The sequence below is a fragment of the Flavobacterium sp. genome (assembly GCF_965262375.1).
GTDB lineage: Bacteria > Bacteroidota > Bacteroidia > Flavobacteriales > Flavobacteriaceae > Flavobacterium.
The window spans coordinates 157245-178040 of record NZ_OZ253527.1 but is presented as its reverse complement, the minus strand read 5'-3'; the positions used below and the strand labels follow the sequence as shown (position 1 = coordinate 178040).

Annotated in this window: 14 protein-coding genes; 11 read left to right on the top strand and 3 right to left on the bottom strand. The window is 35.3% G+C overall.

Annotated features, from left to right (window positions below; translation table 11 throughout):
* Positions 1-100 precede the first annotated feature (100 nt).
* From ACQY29_RS00845 to ACQY29_RS00820, 6 genes are all read left to right on the top strand, one after another.
* The gene (locus ACQY29_RS00845) at positions 101-3523 is read left to right on the top strand and encodes a LamG-like jellyroll fold domain-containing protein (protein WP_428223390.1); all 3423 of its coding nucleotides are present in this window, start codon (positions 101-103) and stop codon (positions 3521-3523) included.
* 178 nt (positions 3524-3701) lie between these two features.
* Positions 3702-4463 carry an FkbM family methyltransferase gene (locus tag ACQY29_RS00840; RefSeq protein ID WP_428223389.1) on the top strand — a complete coding sequence of 254 codons (762 nt, stop codon included), beginning with the start codon at positions 3702-3704 and terminating at the stop codon, positions 4461-4463.
* A 110-nt stretch (positions 4464-4573) separates the two neighbouring features.
* The gene (locus tag ACQY29_RS00835) at positions 4574-5038 is read left to right on the top strand and encodes an N-acetyltransferase family protein (RefSeq protein ID WP_428223388.1); all 465 of its coding nucleotides are present in this window, start codon (positions 4574-4576) and stop codon (positions 5036-5038) included.
* A 132-nt stretch (positions 5039-5170) separates the two neighbouring features.
* Positions 5171-5410 (top strand): hypothetical protein, encoded by a 240-nt coding sequence (locus ACQY29_RS00830; RefSeq protein ID WP_428223387.1) that lies wholly within the window; start codon positions 5171-5173, stop codon positions 5408-5410.
* Positions 5410-5808 (top strand): type II toxin-antitoxin system VapC family toxin, encoded by a 399-nt coding sequence (locus ACQY29_RS00825; protein WP_428223386.1) that lies wholly within the window; start codon positions 5410-5412, stop codon positions 5806-5808. The genes ACQY29_RS00830 and ACQY29_RS00825 overlap by 1 nt, the downstream gene beginning before the upstream one ends.
* Before the next feature lie 34 nt (positions 5809-5842).
* Entirely contained in the window at positions 5843-7306 is a 1464-nt protein-coding gene (locus tag ACQY29_RS00820; RefSeq protein ID WP_428223385.1) for a lipopolysaccharide biosynthesis protein, read from the top strand.
* A gap of 69 nt (positions 7307-7375) precedes the next feature.
* Here ACQY29_RS00820 and ACQY29_RS00815 read toward each other — a convergent pair whose 3' ends face one another.
* Positions 7376-7549 (bottom strand): hypothetical protein, encoded by a 174-nt coding sequence (locus tag ACQY29_RS00815; protein WP_428223384.1) that lies wholly within the window; start codon positions 7547-7549, stop codon positions 7376-7378.
* Between ACQY29_RS00815 and ACQY29_RS00810 the strand changes: the two genes are divergently transcribed.
* Positions 7515-7724, top strand: a complete 210-nt coding sequence (locus tag ACQY29_RS00810) for a T9SS type A sorting domain-containing protein (RefSeq protein ID WP_428225855.1) — start codon at positions 7515-7517, stop codon at positions 7722-7724. The genes ACQY29_RS00815 and ACQY29_RS00810 overlap by 35 nt on opposite strands.
* 190 nt (positions 7725-7914) lie before the next feature.
* On the top strand, positions 7915-8691 hold the full coding sequence (locus ACQY29_RS00805) for an RMD1 family protein (RefSeq protein WP_428223383.1): 777 nt from the start codon (positions 7915-7917) through the stop codon (positions 8689-8691).
* 78 nt (positions 8692-8769) lie between these two features.
* Here the strand turns inward: ACQY29_RS00805 and ACQY29_RS00800 are convergent, their stop codons facing one another.
* Positions 8770-9828, bottom strand: coding sequence for a 3-oxoacyl-ACP synthase III family protein (locus ACQY29_RS00800; protein WP_428223382.1), 1059 nt, complete (start codon positions 9826-9828; stop codon positions 8770-8772).
* Between the two features lie 304 nt (positions 9829-10132).
* The gene (gene gcvP, locus ACQY29_RS00795) at positions 10133-12982 is read right to left on the bottom strand and encodes an aminomethyl-transferring glycine dehydrogenase (protein WP_428223381.1); all 2850 of its coding nucleotides are present in this window, start codon (positions 12980-12982) and stop codon (positions 10133-10135) included.
* Positions 12983-13141: 159 nt separating this feature from the next.
* Between gcvP and ACQY29_RS00790 the strand changes: the two genes are divergently transcribed.
* The 3 genes from ACQY29_RS00790 to ACQY29_RS00780 all read left to right on the top strand — a co-directional run bounded on the left by ACQY29_RS00790 (position 13142) and on the right by ACQY29_RS00780 (position 20793).
* Entirely contained in the window at positions 13142-18865 is a 5724-nt protein-coding gene (locus ACQY29_RS00790; RefSeq protein ID WP_428223380.1) for an alpha-2-macroglobulin family protein, read from the top strand.
* Positions 18866-19222: 357 nt separating this feature from the next.
* Positions 19223-20071 carry a GNAT family N-acetyltransferase gene (locus ACQY29_RS00785; RefSeq protein ID WP_428223379.1) on the top strand — a complete coding sequence of 283 codons (849 nt, stop codon included), beginning with the start codon at positions 19223-19225 and terminating at the stop codon, positions 20069-20071.
* Positions 20072-20211: 140 nt separating this feature from the next.
* Positions 20212-20793, top strand: coding sequence for a transposase (locus tag ACQY29_RS00780; protein ID WP_428223378.1), 582 nt, complete (start codon positions 20212-20214; stop codon positions 20791-20793).
* Positions 20794-20796: the final 3 nt, after the last annotated feature.

The following is a 20796-nucleotide window of genomic DNA, read 5'->3' as shown; positions in this document are numbered from 1 at the left end:
TTGGACATTAACTGATAGCTCTTTTTCAGATGATATCTATTTAGATATAGATGAGTGTGTAGCGGATTCGCAAGTTGTATATGCTTTGAGTAGCTCTCAATTGCTTAAGTCTGTAGATGGTGGATTAAATTGGGGAACTACTAGTTTTAACAACACCGTTTTTAGTGGGGCTATGTATGATATTGCTGTGAGTCCAACAGATTCTAATGTGGTTTTAGCGCGAGTGGGAAGTACTTTAAAACGCTCGATTGATGGAGGGGTTAGTTGGTCAAATATTTTGACGGGATTGCCTAATGCGGTAACAGGTGGTGCTAGGAATAGTGAAACTTTGGATTGGGATTTGAATACGAAAACGGATGTTTATTTTATTACAACGTCAAATAATAATAAATATACTATTTATAAATCTACTGATGGAGGTATATCGTTTAATATATTAGCTGATGTTACTTTGCCTTTAACAGCTAATTCACAGGTAATAGCGTGGTGCAAATTATTTTTACCTACAAATAATACTACCTCTTTTTATGTTGCAGTGGGGACAGGTACGGATACTTATGCTCATAGGGCTGTGCATTTGTATAAGTTTAATAAAAATACAGGAGCCGAAGAGCTTTCTCGTATCAATATGTTAAGCGGTATTGGTGATCCTTATAAACATGGCCCAATTTTACATCATGGCGATATGATGATGGATAGAACTAATGAAAATAAAATAGTATTCGGAAGTTATGGAAATGAGAAGCTACAATATTCAATAGATAATGGACAAACATTCAATTTGTCAAATACACCAACCCATCCAGATATTCGGGCAGTTGATTTTGTAAATGGACAAGTTGTTGTTGGTTCTGACGGTGAAGTTGTTTACTCTGCGGATTCAGGTGTTACATGTAAAACGATTTCAAATAGCATAAGTAATCATGAATTATGGGGGTTTGGTTCTGCTCATAAATCAAATTTGGTAGCTTCTGGAAACAATCATGGGCCTGTGATGATTAAAGAAACTTACAATGGTTTTGATTGGTATAATGGTTCGGGAGCCGATCAAGGAAATACAGATGTAAATCCATTAGATGATCGATATATTTATAGTAATGGATATAGTAATTATCGCTATTTTAGAACTGGTCCGCATGCATTGCAAAATGAAGTAAATTTATTAGATAATGGAGGTTTTTATAGCTATTTTAATCAAATGGAATTCCATCCTAATAAGTATTATACCTTAATAACTCATCATGCAGGACAATTTCCTAGTGGCAATGCGAATCTTTCAACTTGGAAAAATTCTCTTATTAAAACTGAGGATAATGGACAATCAATAGCTGTTGTTAAGACATTTAATAAGCAAGTATTTAGAGAAAAGATTTCGATGCGTAATCCAAATGTGATGCTCGTGGTTGAAGGGATATCGGCAAATAGTTTGTGGAAAACTAATGACGGAGGTGTTACTTGGGTAAATATTACACCTTCTACATCAGTAACTATAGGTTCAAAAAATATTTCAGATATCGCAATTGGAGATGTAAATCCACAAGAAATATGGGTAACTTATAGTGGTGTACAATCAGTTTGTAAAGTCTTAAAGTCAAATGATGGAGGATCTACTTGGACTAATTTAACAACACCCGTTTTGACTACTTCACCTATTACAAAATTGATTTATCAGCGAGGTACAAATGGAGGTGTTTATGTGGGGAACAAAGCAGGTGTTTACTATAGAAATAACACAATGACAAATTGGGAGATGCTAGGTAAAGGTTTACCTATGTGTGATATACGATTTATGCATATAAACTATAATGAAGGTAAACTTAAAATAGGTACTTCTCGTGGTGCTTTTACGAACGATTTGTACGAAAAAAGTTTAACGCTTGCTCAAATTTCAGTAAATACTAACAAGGTGACTTGCGGTGTTGGAGAACCACTACGATTCAAAGATTATTCTGTAGTGAAAAATGCTTCGGCAACTTGGCAATGGAGTTTTTCAGGAGGTGTTCCTTCAACTTCTACAGAAGAAAACCCTGTAATTTCGTATGCTAATGCTCCTAACGGATTTTATGATGTGACGCTTACAGTTACTGATGCAAATGGAACAAGTACACAGACATTACCTAATTTTATAGAAGTAACAAATATTTGTGGAACTTCAGTACCTGATAAAATACCTGGTAATTCCGTTTTATTAACTGGAGCAGCTAGTACTGATTATGTTAAAATAAACGATTATATATTTAATAAAAATTCTTTTACTTTTTCTTGTTGGATTAAACCTAAAGGGATTCAAGCAAATTATAGCGCGGTATTTATGAGTCAGAATGATTTAAACCCTTTCGGGCTTAATTTTTTAGGGAGTAATAATACTTTAGGTTTTCATCCTGCCTGGACTTGGAGTTCGGGTTTAATTGCTCCAGCTGATAAATGGTCACATGTGGCTTTGGTAAGTAACGGTACGAATGTTAAAATATATGTAAACGGAAAAGAAAGCGTTAATAGTACCGCAATGACTAATGAAATATTTGCACAATTAGACTTAGGAAGATACGGACGAGGAAGAGGTGATCGCTATACTAATTTAGAAATGGATGAAGTAGCCGTTTGGAATCGTGCTTTGACAATAGATGAAATCAGAAAGTGGCGTCATTTGACAAAAAGTATAGCAGGTGACCCGATTTTGAACGGATTGGTTTATTATTTCCAATTTAACGAAACAGCAGGAAATATTACTGTAAGTAAGAATAATACAAGTCGTTTTGCAACTTATGCTGGTACAGGGTATTCTAGACCTATTTCTAATGTTCCAGTTTTTGAAGGAGTTAGTGAAAAAATAGCGGTTAACTCTTCAGGAGTAAAAGATTTTACAACTACTGGTTTGGCTTTGGAATTTTCTTCTGGGACTTATCCAAACGGTGATGTTTGGGTGTCAAGAGGTTCAATTAACCCTGATCAATTGCCTACAGCAAATACAAATTATGGTTATTATACTATTGTAAATAATTATGGAACCAATGCAACTTTCAGTCCATTAACGGCGATGTCTTTCTACGGGACTGCAGCTTTTGAGCAAAATACGACCCCTGCTGATTACAAATTGTATAAACGTGGTAGTAATGATTTTGGAGCTACTTGGGGATCTTTTATAGATACAGCAGATAGTGTAACTGGTACTGGTTTGAATACAAAAGTAATCTTTAATTCAGGGTTAAATGTGACTGGTTTTAGTCAGTTTGTTTTAACTAATGAAGTAGCTTTAGGAACTGATCAATTAGGAAGCAAAACGCTACGATACAGCATTTTTCCAAATCCAATACATATTGGGGAGTCTTTACATATCAATTTGAAAAGTGAAGTGCATTCGGAAGTTAGTTTATTTGTATATGATAGTAATGGAAAAAAAGTTGCCGAAACAACACTTGAGAAAAGCGAAAATCAGTTATTATTGAATCTGCCTCAAGGTATTTATTTAGGAGTCTTGAGCGAAAATGGAAACAAGCAAACGTTGAAGATTGTGATAAAATAAATTTTTAAAGATCATTTGAAATGGCTGGCTTATTAGTCAGCCTTTTTTGTTTCATTTGTTTACCTTTGAAACCTATTGTTGAAAATATAACCACAAAGTAGCACAAAGTGGACACAAAGTATCACTAAGCTTTGTGTAACTTTGTGCAGAACTTTGTGTAACTCTGTGAAACCTTAAAATGAAATTTTTAATCAACCTAGCTTACAAATACTGGAAATCTTTATACAAAAAAAGATATTACAAAACCCTAGCTTCATTGGCAACGGGAAACTATACATGCGAACCTGAGTTACTTTTAATCCATCAGTTATTAAAAGAGGATTCGGTTTTTGTAGATATAGGAACCAATAAAGGGATTTATTTATACCAAGCCGAAAAGAAAATCAAATCAGGAAAAATTTACGGATTTGAACCTAATAGAAGTTTGGTGAATTACATCCAACCGTTGTTTCCTAAAATTAAATTATTCCCTTTAGCTGTTTCTTCAAGTACAGGAACATCGGTATTACATATTCCAAAAATAGCAAACGGATTACAAGATACTCGTGCATCCTTAGAAGCGATGGGCGATGCTGTTGAAAAGATAGAAATTCAAACCATCACTTTAGACGATTGGGCAAAACAAGAAAATGTTTCAAAAATTGATTTGGTTAAAATCGATGTGGAAGGTCATGAGTTTGATACCATCAAAGGATGTAAAACGATTCTAGAAACCATCAAACCTACCTTCATTATCGAAATTGAATTGCGTCACGCGAAATATCCTATCAATGAGATTTTTGATTTCATTAAAGGCTATGGGTATGAAGTGTTTTATTTTGATAGAAGTTTGTTAAGCATGAAGCCGTTTGAGGTATCGCAAATGGCAGAATTTCAGAAGGATGAGTATTTGAATGATTTTAATAAATACATTAATAATTTTATTTTTAAAGCGATTTAACCACTAAGTTCAAAAAGAAGGCACAAAGAGCGCCATGTTTTTGACTATAGAATTCTTTACGAACCTCGTGTTTTACTTAGTGATAACTTCGTGGTTAATAAAAAAATATAATGAAACTACTTCAAATAACTTCCTTATCCGAAAATCAAAAGCTACAATTATTTCAATTGTGGAATGCAGAATATCCAGTTAATTTGTCGTATGTTTCCATAAATGATTTTGAAAACTATCTTTCAAAATTAGAAAAGGCAAGACATTTTCTTTTTGAATCGGAAACAAATGAAATCAAGGCATGGGCTTTTACATTCGATAGGGAAAATGAACGCTGGTTTGCTATTATTTTGAGTCAGGATATGCAGGGCAAAGGTATAGGGAAACAACTTATGGAGATAATCCAGACTCAAGAAAATGCGTTATCAGGTTGGGTTGTTGACCATAATAACTATACTAAAACCAATGGTAAAGCGTATGTGTCACCGTTAGGGTTTTATGAAAAGTGCGGATTTACTTTAATTTCTCATACCCGTTTGGAAATGGAAATGATTTCAGCGGTTAAGATTTTTTGGAAAAAATAAAACGTTTTCCCAATGGCAGGTATTTTTGATTTATTCGGGTGATTTTTTTTTAAGTAATTAAGTAAAAAGATTTGAGTTTGAAAGTTGAATCGCGATTGGAAAATATTTAATAACTTTACAAAAAATGATTAAATGAGTTACACAGAAAAACATATCATCGAAACCTATTCGTCTTTATTTGACGGATTAAGTTCATTGACTAAGATTGAACTCATTGAAATTTTGACTAAATCTTTGAAAAAGGAAAAAACAGTGAAAAAAGATGCATTCTTCAAATCTTTTGGCGCTTTTGGTTCAGATAAAACAGCTGAAGAAATAATCGAAGAAATTAAATCTAGCAGGAAGTTTAGAGATAAAGAAATTAAATTTTAATGCAGTATTTACTAGATACCAATATTTGTGTTTTCTTTTTACGAGGGAAATTCAAGTTAGACGAAATTATTAAACAAAAAGGAAAAGAAAATTGTTTTATTTCCGAGATTACTGTTTTTGAATTACGTTTTGGTGCTGAAAACAGCGAAAAGCCATCTAAATCTCATAAAGCTGTTGATTCTTTTGTTAGCGGAATATCCGTTATACCTATTTATAGTTCCATTAAAAAATACGCCAAAGAGAAAGTTCGTTTAAGAAAAATGGGGAAACCCATGCATGACGAATTTGATTTACTTATTGGTGTAACTGCCGTTGAAAATAAACTAACTTTGGTTACTGATAACGGTAAAGATTTTCAAAATATAGAAGGAATCAAAATAGAAAATTGGTTCAGATAAAACTCATAATTCATAACTCATAACTCATTCTAGCATGAGTGTCGTAGCCCGTCAAAGCATAAAATACAGCATCGTAGGATATTTTAGTACCTTAGTAGGTATAGTGTCAACCGTTTTTTTATATCCCCACGATTTAGATTTTTCAGGAAAATTACAGTTTGTTTTTCAAACCGCTATGTTGATTCTACCCGTTGTTGCTTTGGGGATTATGCATGCCAATGTACGTTTCTATCCGCAGATGGCAGAAGAAAATAATCAGCAAAATTTATTCAAATTTTCGGTGGGTTTTGTATTCGTAAATTTCCTTTTTGGAGTGCTATTACTTTTTGGGGCTTCATTATTATTTCCTAGTTTAAAACAAATGGATTTTTGGGTGTACAGTTCCTATATCCTAACGGTTGCCTTGTTGTTGGCATTGATACAATTAACTTCAAAATACATTTCTATAAAAAAGCGTATTGTAATCCCTAATATTTTTGAGAACTTATTTCCTAAACTGGGCATGATAACAGCTTTTGTGTTGTTTTTTTGGAAGCAAATCAATGAAGCAAAAGCCATTTGGGTATATGTAGCCTTTTTTGTTCTTGCTTGTATCGGAATGTTTTTCTATCTCAATCGCTTGGAGAAAGTAGAAATGCGATATTCAGCTACTTTTTTAAAGCAAAATAATTTCAGAAAGGAACTGATAGAATATTCGATATTTACTTTTTTAGGAAGCATGGGTTCGGTAGTGGCTTTAAATATTGATACCTACATGATAGGTGAAATGTTGACCTTTAAAGAAGTTTCCATTTATAATACTTCTTTGAATTTGGTGCGTATGATTACCGTGCCTGCATTGGGCGTTTACACAATTTCAGCGCCTATAATTGCTAAATATATAGCAGAAGATAAGATGGCTGATTTAAAAGCCTTGCATCATAAAACGTCTTTGTACTTGTTTGTTATCGGAGCTGTATTATTCGGGTTAGTTGCCACGGGTATAGAAGATTTGTTTCTCCTGATGACAAACGGCGATAAATTGATGAAAGGTATTCCTGTATTGTACATTATGGGATTTGCATTACTTTTTGATTTGGCTACAGGCTTCAATGGCTACATTATAACCAATTCAAAATATTATAAATTTAATAATACAACTACCATTGCTTTGGCATTTTTGACCATTGCCACCAATTTAATTTTCTTGTTTTGGTTCAAAATGGGCATCGTAGGCGTTTCTATTGCTACAGCCACTTCATTGACTACCTATAATTTGATTAAAATTTATTTCAATTATAAAAAATTTGGCGTGCATCCGTTTGGTTGGAAGTTCCTGCATATACTAGCAGTTTTATTGGTTGTTATTTTGCTTGGTACTATCTTGCCTAATACACCTTATAAGTTGGTGAATTTATGTTATAAACCTTTTATAGGGCTTTTAGTTTTTATTTTATCGAACCATTTCTTTAAAATAATTCCTGTAAAAGAAGTGTTGCCTAAATCGTTGATGAGGTAGTTCTTTTTAACCATATAAGTCATGTGAGTTCAGATAAGTGAGGCGTTAAATATATCTATAAGTTTGTTGTTATCTTTTTATAATCTGAATTCTATTCATAATCAAAGCAACTTTATCAGAAGCAATAGGAAGATGTATATTTTTATCAATTATTACATATCCACCATCAGATTTAGTGTAGCCTTTGATAAAGTGTTGACTATATACGATTTGTGAATGCGTATATAACGGGAATCTTCGCATAAAATTTAAGTTTCGGCTTACTAAATCAGTTGAAATATATTCATTACAAGGGCAGAAAGTACTTGAAGCGAAAAATACTTTTTTAAGTGTTGAAAGTCTTGATGCAGGTGTTTGCTTTTTGCGAGTTGAAGATGTTCAGGGCAATATTGTTACTCAAAAGTTATTGAAGAAATAATTTTAAACTCATAAAATTAGTGAAATCAATATTTTAGTTGATTTTGTAAATTAAAACCGTATACTGTATTTGAGTGATTGTGGCTTAAGTATTTTATACGGTTTTTGTGTGATTTGTAATGAAATTGTTTTGTAGTTGTTTTGTTTGAATAAGCTGACAATTGTCTTTACATTTGAAGGAAATTGTAACTATGAAAATCAAAATTATAGCCGTTCAATTAGCTGAGATTATAGATGTAAAACGGGTTAGGAAGGCTGTTGACCGTACTAACAAGAGTTATGCTAGCTCAGAGTTTTTTTTCCAGGTAGAACCCCACAAATTTTTATATATGCTAGATTATGGGGTAGTTGTTTTTGCTAATTTCTCGAAAGAAGAAGAGATTGAATGGATTGCTAAAATTCAAGAATTTCTTGAAAATCCAATAGATTTAAGGTTGAAAGAAAAATATTTTATTGAAATTCAAGAGGGCGCCCAAACGTTGGAGGTACGAAACAACGTAGTAGTTTTACCCGAAATGAATGTGCAAGCTTTACGAATTATTATGCTGAATGTAGCGCAATCGGTAGCTTTAGAATATTATGAAATTAGTACAGGAAGATTGATTTCGTCAACGAAAGAGTATATTTTACAATTGGAACATTTTGGGAAAATACACATATCTAAAAAGAATCTATTGAAATATATTGGGCAAGTATTAAATGTTAAAAATAGTATTGTAGATAATCTTTATATACTTGACGACCCCAATGCGGTTTGGGAAAACGAAAGATTGGATATTTTAAATAAGAAATTGAAATCAAATTTTGAGATTCTCCCACGTTTTAAAGACCTTGATTACCGTTTGTCTATTGTGGAAAATAATCTGAAATTATTTACGGAAGTGCTAAATGTAAAAGAGAGTTCTCGTTTAGAATGGATTATTGTTTTGCTAATTACTTTTGAAATAATAATGTCATTTGTGAGATAGTTTTTTACCATATAAGGCATATAAGTTATTTAAGATTAGCTGTCTTTATGGCTTAGATGTCTTATATGGTTCAAAAAATTAATAACGATACACTATAGCATTAATATTCATGCCTGAACCCACTGATGCAAAAATAATCACATCGCCTTTGTTGAGTTTTTGGTTGTCGAGTTTTTCATTTACAATTAAATCATATAGGGTAGGAACAGTTGCTACACTCGAATTTCCTAATTTGTGTATGCTCATGGGCATAACACCTTCAGGAGGTGTTTGTTTGTAAATTTTATAGAAACGTTGGATAATGGCTTCATCCATTTTTTCATTGGCTTGATGAATGAGTACTTTTTTGACTTCATTAATCGAAATACCACTTTTTTCTAAGCATGATGCCATGGCTTTAGGAACGTTGTTTAATGCAAATTCGTATATTTTTCGGCCATTCATTTTGATGTAGCGCACATCAGGGTCATGGTCTTTGTTAAAGGAATTTCCAAAATACAAATAATATGCCTCGTCATAGGTAAATGTAGCGGTTTCGTGTGCTAAAATACCACCGTCCTCCTCGGTCGCTTCTACTATAGTAGCGCCTGCACCATCAGAATATATCATACTGTCACGGTCGTGTAAATCAACCACACGTGATAAAGTTTCTGCACCTATAACCAAACATTTTTTAGCCATTCCCGCTTTGATGAAAGCTTGGGCTTGTATAACGCCTTCTACCCACCCGGGACAACCAAAGAGCATGTCGTATGCCACACATTTTGGGTTTTTAATGCGTAAATCAAATTTTACGCGAGTGGCTAAACTGGGTAAAATATCGGTTTGAATGGCATCTTTTTTTACGTTACCAAAATTGTGCGCAAAAATAATGTAGTCCAATGTTTCAGGGTCAATGCCTGCGTCTTCGAGAGCTTTTTTTGAGGCTATGGTGGCTATATCAGAAGTCAATAGGTTGTCGGTCACATATCTGCGTTCTTGTATGCCTGTGATGTCGTGAAATTTCTCAGTGATGGTTTCGTTAGGCAATGGAAATGGTGTGCCGTCATCGTTTAAAAAAACATGTTTGGCAAAATCAGCATTGGTTACGATTTCTGTCGGGATATAGCTTCCCGACCCTGTGATTTTAATATGCATTGCGATTGGGGTTAAATGGCTAAGTTAAAAAAACTTAACGTTAGAAAAGTGATTATGTTTCATAAATGTTGATTTTTCTGTTATAATTTAAAAAAATAAATTCAAAGTTGGTGTTTTTTTGTTTTTTTAGAAGTTATTTGGAATATTGGGATTGGTTATCAATCACTTTATTTGCTTAGAAACCTAACTAGAAACCTAACAGGTCTCAAAGACCTGTTAGGTTTGAACCCAGAGTTTTGTCTTTTCCATAAAAAAACAGCCTCTACAAAAGTAAAGGCTGTTTTAAAATTATATTATTACAGAACTAGCTTTCCATATAAGCCTCGATAGGCGCACAAGAACAAACTAAGTTTCTATCGCCATAAGCATCGTCTACACGACGAACACTTGGCCAGAATTTATTTTCAGCAATATATTCTAATGGATAGGCTGCTTTTTCTCTTGAATATGGTAAATCCCAAGAATCTGCGGTTAACATCGCTAAGGTATGTGGCGCATTTTTCAATGGGTTGTTTGGATTTTCAGCGTTAGCTTCTGCAATTTCTTTTCTAATCGAAATTAAAGCGTCACAAAAACGGTCTAATTCTGCTAAATCTTCTGATTCCGTTGGTTCTACCATTAACGTTCCTGCTACTGGGAAAGATACTGTTGGCGCATGGAAACCATAATCCATCAAACGTTTTGCAATATCACCTACTTCAATGCCTTGTTGTTTGAATGAACGACAATCTAAAATCATTTCGTGAGCTGCACGTCCCATTTCCCCAGAATATAAAACTGGATAATGTTCTTCTAAACGTGTCTTCATATAGTTCGCATTCAAGATAGCGTGTTGTGTAGCTTCTTTCAAACCTTCTGCTCCTAACATCGTGATGTAACCGTAAGAGATTAAACATACTAAAGCCGAACCGTAAGGAGCTGCTGAGATAGCTGAGATAGCATTTTTGCCACCTGTTGCTACTACTGGGTTCGTAGGTAAGAAGTCAACTAATTTTTCGTTTACACAAATTGGTCCTACACCAGGCCCACCACCACCGTGAGGGATAGCAAATGTTTTATGTAAATTTAAGTGACAAACATCAGCGCCAATAGTTGCAGGATTTGTTAAACCTACTTGCGCGTTCATATTTGCACCATCCATATATACTAATCCGCCGTTTTCGTGGATTAAGTTGGTGATTTCAATGATAGTTGATTCGTAAACACCATGTGTAGAAGGATATGTCACCATCAAACAAGATAAGTTAGCTGCGTGTTCGATAGCCCTAGCTCTTAAATCTTCTACGTCAATGTTTCCTTCAGGAGTTGTTTTCGTTACGATGATTTTCATTCCCGCCATAGCTGCCGATGCAGGATTTGTTCCGTGAGCCGAAGAAGGAATTAAACATACATTTCTGTGACCTTCCCCACGTGATTCATGGTACGCACGAATAGCCATCAACCCAGCGTATTCTCCTTGAGCTCCTGAGTTAGGTTGTAACGATGTACCTTTGAAACCAGTAATCACATTTAATTGTTCTTCTAGTTTTTTAAGCATCGTTAGGTAGCCTTGTGCTTGGTCAGCAGGAGCAAACGGGTGCATATTGTTCCAGTTGCTTTGGCTTAAAGGTAACATTTCTGCCGCTGCATTCAATTTCATCGTACAAGAACCTAATGAAATCATCGAATGGTTTAACGATAAATCTTTACGCTCTAATTTTTTGATATAACGCATCAACTGACTTTCTGAATGATGATTGTTGAATACATCATGGTCTAAGAAAGAAGATGTTCTGATTAAGTTAGAAGGGATGTGTGTTTCAGTAGCTAATTCAGACACGTGAATTGCCGATTTACCAGCTGCTTCAGCAAAAATGGCAATAATCGTATTGATGTCCGCTAATGAAGTAGTTTCGTTGAAAGAAACACTTACGCAATGTTGGTTCGGATAGAAGAAGTTGAATTCGTTTTTCTCTGCAATTGCTTTTACTTTTTCAGCATCTGCTTTTACTAAAAGCGTATCAAAGAAAGATGAATTTACTTGGTTAATATCTAAAGAAGCTAAAGCTTTTGCTGTAGTTACTGCCGAAGCATGTACTTTGTCAGCAATATATTGTAATCCTTTTGGTCCGTGATAAACGGCATACATACCAGCCATAACGGCTAATAATACCTGAGCTGTACAGATGTTTGAAGTAGCTTTTTCACGTTTGATGTGTTGCTCACGAGTTCCTAATGCCATACGTAAGGCGCGGTTTCCGTTTACGTCAATAGAAACGCCAATGATTCTTCCTGGCATCGAACGTTTGTACTCTTCTTTTGTCGCGAAGAAACCAGCGTGAGGTCCCCCGAATCCCATTGGGATACCAAAACGTTGTGTAGTTCCTACTACAACATCAGCACCTAATTCTCCTGGAGATGTTAATTTTGCCAATGATAAAATATCAGCTGCGAAAGCTACTTTAATGTCTTTTGCGTTAGCATTAGCTACAAAAGTGCTATAGTCATATACTTGACCGTATTTTCCTGGATATTGTACTAAAGCTCCGAAGAATTCTGTAGAAGCTTCAAAAGTTTCGTGGTTACCCACTACTAATTCAACGCCAATAGGAGTTGCTCTCGTTTCTAATACAGATAAAGTTTGAGGTAATATTTCTTCTGAAACGAAGAATTTATTAGTGTTGTTTTTCTTTTGGTCACGAGTACGAACGTCAAATAATAACGCCATGGCTTCTGCTGCTGCCGTACCTTCGTCTAATAAAGAGGCGTTGGCAATTTCCATTCCAGTTAATTCGATAACCATAGTTTGGAAATTCAATAAAGCTTCTAAACGGCCTTGTGCAATTTCTGCTTGGTAAGGCGTGTAAGCCGTGTACCATCCTGGGTTTTCAAAAATATTACGTTGGATAACGGGTGGTACAATCGCTGGATGGTAGCCTAAACCGATATATGATTTAAAAACTTTGTTTTTAGCACCCAATTGTGTGATGTGAGTTAGGTACTCATATTCTGTCATAGCTGGGTCAAGAGTGATATCTTCTTTCAAACGAATTCCGTCAGGGAAAGTTTCATATAGAAGTTGGTCCATGTTCTTTACTCCAATGGTTTTGAACATGTGTTGTTGGTCTTCTTCTCTTGGACCAATGTGTCTTAAAGCAAAAGCATCTGTTCTCATTCAATCAATAATATATGTGTGTTGTTTTGAGTGCCACAAAAGTACTATTATTTTAAGGAAATCAGTAGGGGTTTCACGAAATTAATTTTTATGTGAAATTTTATATTAAAACCCTTACATTTACGTTAGTCAATTATTCAAACTAATGTTTTTTCATCTATGAAAATTTCCAAACTGCTAGGCTTTTTCTTGGCGCTTTCCGTGTTGTTCTCTTGTGGGAAAAGAGGGAACGATTTTGATTCCAATTTTGAACTTTTTAAAGATTATGTCTCGGCATTTACCTCGGGTTATGTCTCGGTCAAGTCAGACATTCGAGTACAATTAGCTTTTAACAATCCGAGTTGGAAAGTTAATCAAGAATTAGATGCTGATTTGATTGACATTTCGCCGAGTGTCAGTGGTAAATTAATCGCTTTATCTCAAAATACAGTAGCGTTTGTTCCTAATGACAAATTAGACCAAAACACCTTGTATCAAGTGTCTTTAAAATTGGGTGAAATCAAAAAAGTACCCAAGGAATTAGAAGATTTTAATTTTTCTTTAAAAACCATCAAGCAAGATTTTGTGGTAAAGATGGACGATTTACAATCGACCGATAAAGAAACCTATTATATGAATGGAACGCTCAAAACTGCCGATGTGCTTGATTTTGAGGAGGCGGAAGATTTAATTGAGTCTACTCAAAATGGTGATGATTTGGAAGTTAGTTTTGATAAAGAGGCGAGTACTGCTACCGAATTCAAATTCCGAGTGAAAGGCATCAAACGATTTGAAGAATCCAGTAGCATGGAATTGGAATGGGATGGAGATTCCGCAGATATTGACCAAGAAGGTACGTTAGTAGTTGAAATTCCTGCAAAAAATGATTTTAAAGTGATGTCTGTGAAAATCGCTGACGAGAACAATCAATCACTATCGATTAACTTTTCAGACCCTCTCAAAAAAGACCAAGATTTTAGCGGTTTGGTGAATATTCAAAATACCGATGGGGTAAAATATGCTACGATTGGCAATGTCTTGAAAGTATTCTTTAACAACCATCAGCCTGAAGAAAAAGTGCAAGAAGTTGTACTAGCGGAACCTGTAGAAGCGGTTGATTCCGCTGCTGTTGCGGTTGAAGATGCCTCAGCTCTGGTAGATTCAGCAAGTGTCGATTCGGCTGCGGTTGTGGTTGAGGAAGCTGCCGCCACCGCTGTGGAAGCTGCCCCAGTAGAAGAAGAAACTTCGTATGAGGAAGAGGAAAGTTATGAAGAGCCAGTAACTGCTGAAAAAGTGGATGGAACTAAAGTGGTAGAGATTTTTCAAGGGATAAAAAATATTTATGGAGATGAATTACAAACAAATTATACCAGAAACATTGACTTTGACCCTATAAATCCCGCCGTTAAATTCTTGAAAAATGGAACGATTTTGCCAAGTTCAAATGATATGCGTGTCAATTTTGAAGCTGCAAACTTGAAAAAAATTGATGTTAAGATTTATAAAATATACAAAAACAACATCCTTCAGTTTTTACAAGATAATGAAATTAATGGCAATCAGAATTTGAAAAAGGTAAGCCAGCCCGTTTCAAAAACCACCTTAGAACTCAAGCAAAATGAATTGTTGGATTATACCAAATGGAATACTTATGCCTTAGATTTAACTAAAATTGTGCAAACAGAGCCAGGAGCAATTTATCGTGTGGAGTTGTCATTCAAAAAAAGTTATTCGTTGTACAAATGTAGCGGTGAAAATGAAACGGTAACGCAAGAGGAAGACGAGGTTGAAGAAGATGATGTGAATTATAGCGGAAATAGTTACGATTATTATTATGAGGAAGATTATGAATGGCGTCAAAGTCAAGACCCATGTACTGATTATTACTACTACAATACTAAAGTAGCGACCAATATTTTAGCGACGGATTTAGGGGTGATTGCTAAAAGAGGGAATAACAAAAGCGTTTCAATTGCGGTGAGTGACATTGTTTCGACGGACCCTGTGAGTGGTGCTCGAGTGGATTTGTATAATTACCAACAGCAAAAATTAGCGACTGGAGCTACCAATTCAGACGGGATGGTATCTTTCGATTTAAAAAAGTTTGCCTATTTCGCGGTGGTGACCCAAGGGAAAAACACGACTTATGTTAAATTAGATGATGAGTTGTCGTTATCGCTGAGTAATTTTGATGTGTCTGGTGAAACCCTTCAAAAGGGATTAAAAGGCTATATTTATGGAGAAAGAGGAGTTTGGCGTCCAGGGGATTCTATCCATTTGGCGTTTATTTTAAATGATAATGCTAATAAAATTCCTGAAAATCATCCTATAAAATTCCGTTTGAATGACCCAACAGGCAAAACGGTGTATCAAAGCCTTACACGCAGTAATGCGCTGAATCATTATAAGTTTGGAGCTGTGACACAAGCCTCAGCCATTACAGGAAATTGGGAAGCAGTGGTAAGTGTTGGTGGAGCAAGTTTTTACAAAAGTGTAAAAGTGGAGACCATCAAACCGAATCGTTTGAAAATTAGAAATAGTTTCAATCAAAGCATAATGTCAGCCTCTAGAACAAATGCCAATGTGGTAAAAGTGACTTGGATGCATGGCGCAGTGGCTAAAGATTTAAAAACGGAAGTACAGGCTAAATTTTCGCAACAGACTACTACGTTTAAAGGATATGATAGTTTTGTGTTTGACGACCCTACACGAAGTTTTTCTACGGAAGAAGTTAATATTTATTCGGGTAAAATTAATGCTCAAGGACAAGCAAGTTTTAGCATAGACCCTAATTTGCAAGGACAAGCACCAGGAATGTTGAACGCGGCCTTTATTACTAAAGTGTACGAACAAGGAGGTGATGTGAGTACCGATGTAAGTGCGGTAAAATACTCTCCTTATGCCACCTATGTGGGGATAAAAACACCTGAACCTAACAAATACGGTTTATTAGAAACAGGAAAAAATAACCGCTATGAATTTGTGACTTTAAATGAAAATGGACAACCTAAGTCGGTGCGTGGTTTACAAGTACGTGTGTACAAAATAGACTCAAGATGGTGGTGGGATGAATCTTCAGACAATTTATCTAATTATAATACCAGTACTTCTACTACCGCTTATAAAACCTATGTAATTAATACAGATGCCTCGGGTAAAGGAGATGTTGTTTTTTCAGTTCCTGAAGACGAATGGGGTAGGTATTTGGTGCGTGCTATCGACCCTAATGATGGGCATGCAACTGGGAATACGGTATTTTTAGATTATCCGTATTGGTCAGAACGTTCAAAGAATACCGATGGTAAAGAAGCAACCATGTTGCGTTTTTCAACCGATAAAAAAGAATATAATGTAGGCGAAACAGCCAAAATTTTCTTTCCTTCCAGTGCCGGTGGACGCGCGTTGATTTCTATTGAAAATGGTTCTCGGGTGGTTAAATCGTTTTGGCATAAAACCACTGAAGGGGAAACACAAGTCGATTTAGATATTACAGGTGCTATGGCGCCAAATGTGTATGTAAACATTACCATGTTGCGTCCTCATGCCTCTACTAAAAATGACGCGCCTATTCGTATGTATGGTATTGTGCCTATTAGTGTAGTAGACAAAGCGACCTTGTTGAAACCAAAAATTGTCATGCCAGAAGTCATGCGTCCAGAAACTACGGTCAATGTAAAAGTAAGTGAGGAAAACGGCGTAGCGATGACCTATACACTTGCCGTGGTTGATGAAGGCTTGTTGGATTTAACCCGATTTAAAACGCCAAATGCTTGGGATAGTTTTTATGCTCGAGAAGCTTTAGGCGTGCGTACCTGGGATATTTATGATAATGTGATTGGGGCTTATGGTGGTCGTGTGAACCAAATATTCAGTATTGGAGGTGATGTAGACAAAGGGGCGGCCAGTGCAAAAAAAGCCAATCGTTTTAAACCTGTGGTTCGTTATTACGGTCCTTTCAAATTAGGTAGTGGCGATTCGCAAACACATGCCATCAAGTTGCCAAAATACATAGGTTCAGTAAAAACCATGGTGGTCGCGGCCAATGCGGATAAAGGAGCGTATGGTATGGCTGAAAAAGTAACCGCAGTGAAAAGTCCGTTGATGGTTTTAGCCTCTTTACCAAGAAAAATGTCACCTTCGGAAAAAGTGACTTTACCCGTAACTCTTTTTGCAACGGAACAACACATTAAAAATGTGACGGTTCAAGTAAAAACAAATAATAAAGTCCGTTTGTTAGGAAGTGCTGTGCAAAAAGTGCAATTTGCATCACCTGACGAAAAAATGGCGTATTTTGATTTAAGTGTGGGAAGTACAACAGGCATTGGAACCATTCAAGTCATTGCTACTTCTGGTAAAGAAAAATCAGTTTATGAAGTTGAGGTTGATGTGACCAATCCTAATCCAGTTACGTCTTTAACCACCGATGATTTACTCCCTGGAAGCACTCAAAAAGCATTGACTTGGAAATCGTTTGGCGTAGCAGGAAGTAATAAAGCTATGATAGAAATATCGTCTATTCCAACGATTGATTTTGGTAGACGTTTGGAATATTTAATTCAATATCCGCATGGTTGTGTGGAACAAACAACTTCTTCAGTTTTTCCACAATTATATCTAGCAGATGTTGTGGATTTAGAAGAAGCTAAAAAACAAGCCATTCAAAAAAATGTGACCAAAGGAATGGAACGCTTAACGAGCTTCCAATTGCCTAATGGCGGGATGAGTTATTGGCAAGGCAATACTACGGCTGACGACTGGGGAACCAGTTATGCGGGACATTTTATGATGGAAGCCGAACAAAAAGGCTACGCCTTGCCGTTGAATTTTAAATCGAAATGGATTGGATATCAGCAAAAAATAGCTAAGCATTGGCGAATGGATACGGATTATAATACCGATTTGAATCAAGCCTATCGTTTGTACACCTTAGCTTTGGCAGGGGCTCCTGATTTAGCATCCATGAATCGTTTAAGAGAAACCAAAGGTATTGGTAATGAAACCAAACTCCGATTGGCTTCGGCTTATGCCTTAGTGAAACAAAACACGGTAGCCATGAGTTTGTTGCGCCAAACCAATATTAATGATACTCAGCGTGGTTATTTTTATAATTATGGTTCTGAGGATAGGAATCGTGCAATGACCTTAGAGAGTTTAGTCTTGTTAGGACAAAAACAAAAAGCTTTTGGTACCGCTGTTACTTTGGCTAAAAGTCTTTCCTCTGCCAATTGGATGAGTACACAAACTACGGCTTATGCTTTATATGCGATGGCTAAATTTGCTAAATTCAATGGAGGAAAAGGGATTGAGGTTCAATTGAACAATGGTGGAAAAGTGATAAAAATAAGTTCGTCAAAAGCGATTGCACAAAGAACTCTTGTAACTCAAGGAGGCGTTGGTAAAGTGATTCTTAAGAATGCAAAAAACAATACGCTTTTTGTGCGCATTATCAATAGTGGTATTTTGCCTGTAGGTCAGGAAAAAGTAGCGTCAAACAATGTAACCGCTTCCGTGATTTTCAAAGACCGAAAAGGTGCGGTTGTGAATGTTTCAAAAATTGCCCAGGGAACCGAATTGATTGCTGAGGTTGTTTTAAGGAATACTAAAAATGAGTTTGTGCCTAATATAGCCTTGACACAAATTTTGCCTTCTGGTTTTGAGATTGTCAATACGCGTTTCACTGATTTTGGAAATGCTACTGAAAATAATGCCGATTATATTGACATCCGTGATGATAGAGCAAACTATTATTTTGGATTAAAATCGGGGGAAACTAGAGTATTTACAATGCTGTTAAACGCCTCCTATTTAGGAACCTATTATTTGCCAGGGGTACAATGTGAAGCGATGTATGATAATAGTTTCATGGCGAGAAGTAAAGGACAATGGGTGCAAATTGTGAAGTAAATTTTATTATTCCACAAAGACACTCAAAGGAGACACAGAGTTTTATGAAGTTTTTTATATCATGAAACTCTGTTGTAACTTTAAGATTTACTGATTTTGTGTCCCATTAAGTGATTTGAACTCTATGTGTCTCGGTGAAATTCTGAGTATTTCTGAGTATTGAATTTTGCATTTTGAAAAGTCACAGAATGGTGACGTAGAGTTTAAAGAAGTTTTTTTCTAAGGTGAAACTCTGTTGGGACTTTCAGATTTACTGTTTTTTTGTCCCACTAAGTAATTTTAACTCTGTGTGATTCTGTGAAACTCTGAGTATCTCTGTGAAATAAGTAAAACCTGTTAGGTCTAAAATATACAAAAATGATTCAATTTAAAAATTTATGCACGACTCCACTAGAGGAAATAGTTCGTGTTTTTAATCTTGCTTTTTCAGATTATTTTGTTCCAATAAAAACCAGTGAAGAAGCTTTACAACGTAAATTTTTAGTAGAAAAAGTACGTTTAGATGTATCGGTTGGTGCTTTTGAAAACGACCAATTGGTTGGTTTTGTTTTGCATTTTGGAACAATTGTAAATGGTGAGAAAATACTTTATAACGGAGGAACTGGTGTGATTCCTTCGCATAGAGGTCAGAATTTGACCTGTAGAATGATTACTCATTGTTTGCCCTTGATAAAAACAGAAGGTTTTTCTAAAATTAAATTAGAAGTTTTTGCAATTAATAGTTTTGCTCTTAAAGCTTATCAAAAAATGGGTTTCAAAGAAATTCGTCTGCTAAATTGTTTCAAAGGTAAATTACTTGAAGGTCAAAAAAGAAATGAATCCGTTAGAGTCGCTAAAATGGAAACTATCGATTGGACAGTTTTAAAATTGTTTTGGGATTTAGAACCCACTTGGCAAAATGCTGAACATACCTTAGTGAGTTTGGGAGAAAAAATTGATTTTTATGGTGCACTTCTCAAAGAAGAATTGGTAGGTTATGTTGTTTTTAATCCTATGGAACGAAGAATTCATCAATTGGCGGTAGCACCCAAGTATCGCAAACAAGGGGTTGCGAGTGGTCTATTACAAGACATAGCCGAAAAAGAAAAAGAACTCGTTAGTTTTATTAATATCGATACTAGGATTGAAATAGAAGGAGTACTGGAGGAGTTTGGCTTGGAGAATTTTGCACAACAATTGGAGATGGAATTGTTGCTGACGGATTAATTATTTTGAATAGTATGTTAATCTCGGGCTTTAAGACCTAACAGGTTATCAAAACCTGTTAGGACTTTTCTGAGGGAGATAAAATAATTTTGGACAAGATGATACAACGGGTTTAAATTTTAATTATTTGAAGAGATGTAATGAAACAAGAGGTTTTCGAATGTGATGGGTATTATCATATTTACAATCGAGGTAATAATTTTGAATCTATTTTTATAGAAGAAAGAAATTATGCTTATTTTCTTCAATTGGTTGCAAAATATCTGTTGCCGATTGCTGAAATTTATGCCTACTGTTTGATGAAAAATCATTTTCATCTAGTTTTAAAAATTAAATCAGAAGAAGAATTATCAGAAAAAGTACGACATAAAATTCATTTGCCTTTTTCTAATTTATTCAATGCCTATACCAAAAGTATTAATAAGTACTACGGTCGTTCAGGAAGTCTTTTTCAAGAACATCTCAAAAGGAACAAAATTTCTGACGAGGAATATTTGAGAAAATTGATTCTATATACGCACCTAAACCCTGTGAAACATGGTTTTGTAGAAGACTTTAGGAATTACAAACATTCTTCGTACAATATTTATTTGTCGGGATATGAAACCAAATTAGAAAGAAAATTTATTTTGTCACTTTTTGATGGTATTAAAAATTTTGAAGAAGCCCATCTATTAAGACAGACCGAAGTTTTGACAATGATTGAATGGTATGACGAATAAAAA